Source organism: Catenulispora pinisilvae, assembly GCF_015356865.1.
Lineage (GTDB): Bacteria > Actinomycetota > Actinomycetes > Streptomycetales > Catenulisporaceae > Catenulispora > Catenulispora pinisilvae.
On the sequence record NZ_JAAFZA010000141.1, the window covers coordinates 20,020 to 27,001 of the forward strand.

Annotated in this window: 6 protein-coding genes; 3 read left to right on the forward strand and 3 right to left on the reverse strand. The window is 69.7% G+C overall.

Annotated elements, in window-relative coordinates; genetic code table 11:
• Positions 1 to 34: 34 nt before the first annotated feature.
• Positions 35 to 676 carry a TetR/AcrR family transcriptional regulator gene (locus IZR01_RS31175; protein ID WP_228560604.1) on the reverse strand — a complete coding sequence of 214 codons (642 nt, stop codon included), beginning with the start codon at positions 674 to 676 and terminating at the stop codon, positions 35 to 37.
• A gap of 62 nt (positions 677 to 738) precedes the next feature.
• Between IZR01_RS31175 and IZR01_RS31180 the strand changes: the two genes are divergently transcribed.
• Positions 739 to 2,001 (forward strand): cytochrome P450, encoded by a 1,263-nt coding sequence (locus IZR01_RS31180; RefSeq protein WP_194895678.1) that lies wholly within the window; start codon positions 739 to 741, stop codon positions 1,999 to 2,001.
• Positions 2,002 to 3,320: 1,319 nt separating this feature from the next.
• Here the strand turns inward: IZR01_RS31180 and IZR01_RS31185 are convergent.
• Positions 3,321 to 4,736: a glycosyltransferase family 87 protein gene (locus IZR01_RS31185; RefSeq protein WP_194925955.1), complete on the reverse strand. Its 1,416-nt coding sequence runs from the start codon at positions 4,734 to 4,736 to the stop codon at positions 3,321 to 3,323.
• A 170-nt stretch (positions 4,737 to 4,906) separates the two neighbouring features.
• On the opposite strand from IZR01_RS31185, the gene IZR01_RS31190 reads away from it, so the two are divergent.
• Positions 4,907 to 6,064, forward strand: a complete 1,158-nt coding sequence (locus IZR01_RS31190; RefSeq protein WP_194895680.1) for a glycosyltransferase family 4 protein — start codon at positions 4,907 to 4,909, stop codon at positions 6,062 to 6,064.
• Entirely contained in the window at positions 6,061 to 6,435 is a 375-nt protein-coding gene (locus tag IZR01_RS31195; RefSeq protein WP_194895681.1) for a YciI family protein, read from the forward strand. The genes IZR01_RS31190 and IZR01_RS31195 overlap by 4 nt, the downstream gene beginning before the upstream one ends.
• A gap of 356 nt (positions 6,436 to 6,791) precedes the next feature.
• Here the strand turns inward: IZR01_RS31195 and IZR01_RS51190 are convergent.
• The coding region (locus tag IZR01_RS51190) for a hypothetical protein (protein WP_228560606.1) at positions 6,792 to 6,982 on the reverse strand (191 nt) is incomplete at its 5' end.

Genomic DNA, 6,982 nt, shown 5'->3' on the forward strand with positions numbered 1-6,982 from the left:
CTTGATCGTAGCCAGCGCGGACGGTTCAAGGCGTTCAGGCGAGTCCGGCCGGTCCGGCCGGTCCGTCTGGTTCGGCCGGTCCGGCGCCGAGCATGTAGCCCAGGACTTGCAGGTACTCGTCCTTCACCCGGATCTTGTCCGGCTCCGCAGTCATCGCCAGCTCGATCCCGGCCCCGCCGAGTAGCTGGAACACGGCGCGGGCCATGGTGGCGGCCGGGAGCGCGGGCATCGCCCCGGCGTCCATCAGGGCATTGATCGTCTGCTCGATCATGCCGAACGCGTACTTCTCCTCGCTGGCCTTCCACTCCGGCCAGCCGAGCGCGAGCGGGGCTTCCTGCCAGACCAGCCGGCCGTACTCCGGTTCGCAGCAGCAGTCCAGGAACTCTTCCAACGCGGCACCGGCGGCGGCTAGGACGTCGTCGGCATGCACCGCGGCGGCCGCTTCGACGCGCTTGAGCATTGCGGTCTCGGCCTGTTCGTGGACCGCGCGGAACAGGGCGGTCTTGTTCGCGAAGTGGTGATAGACCGCGCCGCGGGTGGCCTGGATGTCGGCGGCCACGTCCTCCAGCGCCGTGCCGGCGAAGCCGTGCTCGGCGAACCGGCGCGCGGCGGCCGCCAACAGGGCCGCGCGGGTCGCTTCCGAGTACTGCTCGCGCCTGCTCTTGACACCGGACATGCCCAGAGCATACGACATACACAGCGTATGTTTCCGACTCTGAGTATCCGAGGTGAGTCCGCATGACCGATCTCGAACCGCTCGAACCCCTCGATCCGCTCGAACCCCTCTTCAATCCCTTCGCGCCGGGGTACACCGACGATCCGTATCCGTCCTACAGCCGCCTGCGTGCCGAAGAGCCGGTGCATGAGCACCCGTTCGGCTTCTGGGTCCTGTCCCGGCATGACGACGTCTCGGCGCTGCTGCGGTCCGCCAACTCGGTCGACTACCGCAACGCCGATGAGGGAAGCGCGGCCCGGCTCCAGGCCGACGCGATGATCGAGTCGGCGGGACCGGCCACCGGGGACACGATCGACGCGTACGGGATGTCGATGCTCGACCGCGATCCGCCGGACCACACCCGGCTGCGGGCGCTGGTGTCGAAGGTGTTCACGCCGCGCTCGGTGGCAGCGCTGGAGCCGTTCATCACCGAACTCGTGGACGCCTCGCTGGACCGCCTGGCCGACGCCGGCACGACGGACCTGATCGAGGCGGTCGCGTTCCCGATCCCGTTCGCGGTGATCTCCCGGATGCTCGGCATCCCCGAGACCGACCACGCCCGTATCAGGGAGCTGAGCGGGCTGCTGGTGCGCACGCTGGAGCCGATAGGCGACCCGGATCTGTTGCAGGAGATCAACCGCGCGCGGCTGGAGATGCAGGCCGTCGTCCGGGAGCTGATCGGCTTCAAGCGGGCGAATCCCGGCGAGGACCTGCTGACCGCGTTGATCGCCGCCGAGGAGGACGGCGACCGGCTCTCGGACGAGGAACTGGTCGCGCAGGTCGTGCTGCTCTATGTCGCCGGGCACGAGACGACCGTCAACCTGATCGGGAACGGGACGCTGGCGCTGCTGCGGGCTCCGGCGGAGTTGGCGAAGCTGCGCCAGAGCCCGGAGCTGGCGGCCAACGCGGTGGAGGAGATGCTGCGCTACGACAGCCCGGTGCAGCAGTCGCGGCGGATCATCCTGGACTCCTATGAGGTGCGCGGGCGGGCTATTCCGAAGGGCGCGTTCGTCATCGCGGGGCTGGCTTCGGCGAACCGGGACGAGGCGTACTGGGGGCCGGACGCCGGGGAGTTCCGCGTGGAGCGGAGCGGGGCCCGCAACCACGTCGCCTTCGGCGGTGGGCCGCACCACTGCCTGGGCGCCGCGCTGGCCCGGCTGGAGGCGCGGGTCGCGGTGGAGCGGATGGCGGCACGGTTCCCGGGGTTGGACTTGGCGGGGGAGCCGGTGTGGAACGGCCGGATCAACCTGCGGGGCTTGAGTGAGCTGCCGGTCAAGGTGGGGTAGTCGGCGCCGCCGCGCAACGCCGCCCGCGGCCAGCCCTGCCAACGCAGCCACCCCCCGCCCAACGCCGCGGGCACGTTCGGGGAGCGCCACCGGCAAGCCGAGTAGCGCCACCCGCGGCGACTACGCCGACTGTCCGGCGCCAAGGCTTAGCATGGTCCGTCATGGCGGGCATACCACGGCTGCGGTGGCCAGACGGGACCACGTCCCGGCTGGGCAGCGGGCCGTTCCGGGTCGGCGTGGCGGTGCTCGCCGCCGTGCTCGCCGTCGTCGTCGCCCGGTGTGCCGTGTCCGGCTCGGCGCAGGCCGCGACGCCGGAGCCGAAGGTCCGGACCGCGGCCGCCGCCACGCTCGCGGCGCGCAGTGCCGCGGTAGCTTCCCACAACAAGGACGCATACCTGGCCACCGACGCCGACGGCGCCTTCAAGACCGCCGACGCGCAGGTCTTCGACAACCTCACCGCGTTGCCGCTGGCCTCGTGGAACATGACGCTGGCCGCCGATCAGAGCAAGGCGAAGAAGGCCGGCGTGCCGCACCTGTACCAGGTCACGGAGTCGTACGAGCTCTCCGGCGTCGACTACAAGCCGGTGACTGACACCCGCTATCTGACCTTCGTGGAGCGCGGCGGGAAGTGGCTGCTGGACTCCGGGAGCGATGGCGCGGCCGCCGGGTTGCATCCGGACACCCAGATCTGGGACCAGGGTGCGGTGTCGGTGGTGCAGGGCTCGCGGTCGCTGGTGATCGGGCTGGGCGGTCAGGCGCGGCTGAAGCCGTTCGCGGACCTGGCCGACCACGCCGCGAACAAGGCGGCGACGGTGTGGGGCGCGGCCGGGTGGAAGGGGGACGTGGTGGTGGTCGTCCCGAACACGCAGGCGCAGGTCGAGACGTTGTTGGACAGCGCGCCCGGGAGCTTGACCGGGGTCGTCGCCATCACCGCGGGGGAGGGCGGGCAGGCGCTGACCGCGGCGCCGGCCAGCCGGGTGTTGGTGAACCCCGATGCCTTCGACGGCGAGGCGCCGGATGCCTGGCAGTTCTTCTTCGACCACGAGCTCACCCACGTCGCCACGCGGGCCTGGACCACGTCGGCGGTGCCGCTGTGGCTCTCCGAAGGCGCGGCCGACTACAGCGGCTACTTGGGCTCGTCGATCACGGTCGACAGGCGCTTCCTGGAGCTGGCGAACGCGGTGTCGCAGAGCGGATGGACGCCGCAGGAGTTGCCGGCGACCGACGACTTCGCCGGGTCCGGGGACTCGGTTTCGCGGACTTACCAGATCAGCAATCTGGCGTGCGCGCTGATCGCCCAGAAGTACGGACAGGCGAAGCTAGTCGCTTTCTACAAGGCGGTCGGCACTGCTCCGGCGGGGACCGCGGACCCCGTCGACTACGGTTTCCGGACCGTCCTCGGGACCACCACCGCCGAGTTCACCGTCAAGTGGCGTGCCTACGTCCTGGACGAGGCGCACACCGTCGCGGCCATCCTCGCCAAGAAGCACTCCTGAGGGCAGCACTCCTGAGGGCAGCACTCCCGAGTCCGGGCCCGTCGCGCGCCATAGCGTCCGTAGCGCGAGCAGTGCGGCCACGACCAGGGCGCCGTTGCGGCTGATCAGGATCAGGCCCGGGTAGACCTGGCCGAAGCGCAGCGAGTGGTAGAAGAGCGGGAAGATCAGCTGCGTCACCGAGGTCGCGCCGAGGACCAGCCAGGCCGGCGTCCGCATCAGGGTCTCGCGCCTGGTCAGGCACACCGCCGCCACGCCGAGCAGCCACACCAGGTACTGCGGCGACAGGACCCGGCTGGTGACCACCGAGACCAGCACGGCGGTGAAGCCCACGTCGGCCAGCATGCCGGGGAACGGGAAGCCGCCGCGCACGGCCGCGCGCCGCCGGATCAGCAGCAGGGTCGCGAAGCCGACCACGGTTCCGAGCAGCGCCACCTTTCCCGCGAACGAGGTGCCGCTGCCGGTGAATTCGTAGGCGCCGTATTGGGTGTTCGCGATCGGCCGGTAGAAGCCGAACCACTTTCCGGCCACGAACGGCGTGGCGAACACCGATTCGATCTGGATGCCGCGGCTCTTCTGGTTGGTGATGAAGGACAGCACGCCCGGGAAGAACAGCTCCAGCACGAGCGTGGGGACGGCTGCGGTGGCCGCCGCGACGCCGAACAGCAGGCGTCCGTTGCGGCGCTTCGGCGCCCCGAACACGAAGAACGCCGGCCAGAGCTTGAGGAACGCGCCGAAGCCGATCAGGACGCCGCGCGCCACGGCTGTGGAGCGCTTGGAGCGCAGCGTCACGGTCAGCGCGGCGACGGCGCTCGCGGTGACGACCAGGTCATAGCGGCCGTAGGCCATCGGTCCGATGGCGGCGATGCCGAGGGTCCAGAGCCAGGGGCCGGCCTTCGACGGCTGCTCGGGGTCGGCGCGCGCGGCGGCGCGCAGCAGCATCCAGAACACCGCGATGTCGGCGATCAGGCACATCACGAAGAACAGGACGTAGTAGCTGCCGGGGAAGATGTGCGGGAGCAGCAGCGGGGCGGCGGCGCCGGGCGGGTACTGCCACTTCTGGCTGTCGAGCGGGAACCGGCCGTGATCGAACGACTGGGTGATCCACTGGTGGTAGAGGCTGACGTCGCCGGTCACCGCGCCGCGGTTGAAGTACGGCAGGACGTTCAGGGCCAGGAGGAAGAGCAGGACGCGGGTGCCGACGTACCAGGGGATGACGGGCTGGCGGCGGGCGATCCTCATGGTGGGTGCCATCCTAAACTGCGCCCGCGTTGTGCCCACACTCTGCCAGCTGCCATGCCCGCGCCATGCTCGGCCCGGCGCGTCAGAGGCAGGCCCCGGCACCGGATAAACTCCGTTGAGTCATCGCGCTGTCGCGCTCTGGCCAGGGTTTCATACATGAAGGGCCGACTTTGACGATTCTCGTGGTCACCAACGACTACCCGCCCCGGCCCGGCGGGATCCAGCAGTTCGTGCAGAACATGGTCGAGCGGCTGCCCGCCGAGCAGACCGTGGTCTACGCGTCCTCCTGGCACGGCGACCCGGCGCGCTGCCGCGAGTTCGACGCCCAGCAGAAGCACCGCGTGATCCGGGAGAAGACCGGCATGCTGCTGCCGACGCCGGACCGGACCAAGCGCGCGGTGGCGATCGCCAAGGAGATCGGCGCCGAGTCGGTGTGGTTCGGCGCCGCGGCGCCACTGGGGCTGATGGCCCCGGCACTGCGCAAGGCCGGGGTGCGGCGCCTGGTGGCCACCACGCACGGGCACGAGTCCGGCTGGGCCAAGCTGCCCGGGGCCCGTGACCTGCTCCGCAAGATCGCCGACGAGGTGGACTGCGTCACCTACCTGAACGAGTACCACCGGGCCCGCATCGCCTCGGCGCTGAAGCCTGCGGCGGCGGCCCGCATGGTGCAGCTGACGCCGGGAGTGGACGTCGACATGTTCCGCCCCCAGCCACCCGGCGCCGCCGACCTGCGCGCCTCGCTGGGCCTGGCCGACCGACCGGTGATCGCGTGCGTGTCCCGCCTGGTGCCCCGCAAGGGGCAGGACACCCTGATCAGGGCCCTGCCGCTGATCCGCCAGTCGGTGCCGAACGCCGCACTGCTGATCGGCAGCGGCGGACCGTACAAAGAGGCACTGCAAAAACTGGCGGTCGCCGAGGGCGTGGCCGGCCACGTGGTCTTCACCGGCTCGGTGCCGTGGGAGAAGCTGCCGACCCTGTTCGCGGTCGGAGACGTCTTCGCCATGCCCTGCCGCACCCGCCGCTTCGGCCTGGACGTCGAAGGCCTCGGCATCGTCTACCTGGAGGCCTCCGCCGCCGGCCTCCCGGTGATCGCCGGCGACAGCGGCGGCGCCCCCGAAGCAGTCCTCGAAGGCGAGACCGGCTACGTCGTCCCCGGCGACTCGATCGAACAGTGCGCGTCCCGCTGCGTGGAACTCCTCAAAGACCCGGCCAAGGCCAAGGCCATGGGCGAGCGCGGCCGAGCCTGGGTCGAGGAGAAGTGGCAATGGGACTCCATCGCCCACACCCTCCGCCGCCTGTTGGACCCGACAGCTAGGGTCCCCGCATGAAGTACATGGTCCTGATGTACGCCGACTTCACCGCCACCGCAGCGATGACCCCCGAACAACGCGCCGACGTCTTCACCCGCCACGAGGCACTCCACCGCGACCTGGCCGCCACCGGCGAAATGCTGAACGGCGCCGGCCTGCAAGCCCCCGAGGACACCACCACACTGCGCTGGCACCGCGACGCTGAGCTGAGCGAGAGCAGCGGGCCGTTCATGGAGTCGGTGGAGCATCTGACGGCCTACTACGTGGTCGAGTGCGAGAGCGCGGAGCGGGCTCGGGAGATCGCTTCGCGGGTGGTGGACTTTCATGTGGTCGCTGTTGAGGTGCGGCCGATTCATGATTGGTTTGGGATGGGCGAGGAGAAGAGCTGAGCTCAGTGGGGGCGGCTGCGGGCGGCTGGGGCTGGGGGCTGCTGAGCGCGGCTGAAGGCGACTGAGGGCGGCTGAGGGCTGCTTGGGGCTGCTGAAGGCCGCGCGCAGTCGGTCTTTCAGGTGGCGCGGTTCGGGTGGATCAGGGGCCTGTGGTGTGGCTCGGGCTATGGGGTGCTTGGGGTTCGGGTTCTTTTGGCGGGGCTGGAGTTTGAGGGCCGGGTTGCGGTTTGGTTGTGGGCTTTAAATGCATTTTACGGCCTTCGGTCATGGTTGTGCCGGTTCGGGGTTCGGGTCGGCGGGTGTGTTTGTCGGCCGCCGGTTTCCGCGTTCACGACCCCGCCGCACCTCAGGCCTCTTCAACTCCAGCAGGTTCGAACAAGATCAAGAGCACAAGCCAGATCAAGAGCCAGATCAAGAGCCAGATCAAGAGCAAGATCAAGTGTGTCACGAACATGGATCGGAGCTGATGTGTAGGTAGTTGCTTCGTGATGTGGTGTTCCACGGGAGATGAAGGTTTTGTGGCCCTTCGGGACCGTCCTTGCCGGGG